Raw genomic sequence first — 471 nt, forward strand, 5'->3', positions numbered from 1 at the left:
CATCGAGCGAGTTGCGCCTGATCCTGCTGCTGCGGGAACAACGCCACCAGCGCACGCTCCGGCGTGGCGATGAGTGCATCCAGCAGCGCACACCATTGCGCGCTCCAGCGCTGCATCGTGGCGGCATCGAACAGTGCCGCCTGGTATTCCAGCGCCAGGGTCATGTCGCTGCCGTCGTCGTGGACTTCCCAACTTTGTTCGAACTTGGCGTCGATGGCGGGCAGAGTCTGTTCTGTGAGTTCAAGGCCCGGCCATTGGCGGCTGTCCATGCGGCCGTGGTTGAGGGAGAACAGCACCTGGAACAACGGCGTGCGGTTCAGGTCACGGCGCTGGGTCACGGCGCCGACCAAGGTGGCGAACGGCAGGTCGGCGTGGGCCTGGGCGGCGCGCAGGTCGGTCTCCAGCGCCGTCAGCAAGGCAGACGCTGGCGCCTGTTGATCGACCTCGCTGCGAATCACCAAGGTATTGACC

The 471-nt window shown here is 65.6% G+C and carries 1 protein-coding gene; it reads right to left on the reverse strand.

The features are described 5' to 3' along the window. Positions 1–471: condensation domain-containing protein (locus HX846_RS38955; RefSeq protein ID WP_178967667.1), on the reverse strand; the 471-nt coding region annotated here is incomplete at both ends.

It is taken from the genome of Pseudomonas sp. K5002 (assembly GCF_013386655.1).
Lineage (GTDB): Bacteria > Pseudomonadota > Gammaproteobacteria > Pseudomonadales > Pseudomonadaceae > Aquipseudomonas.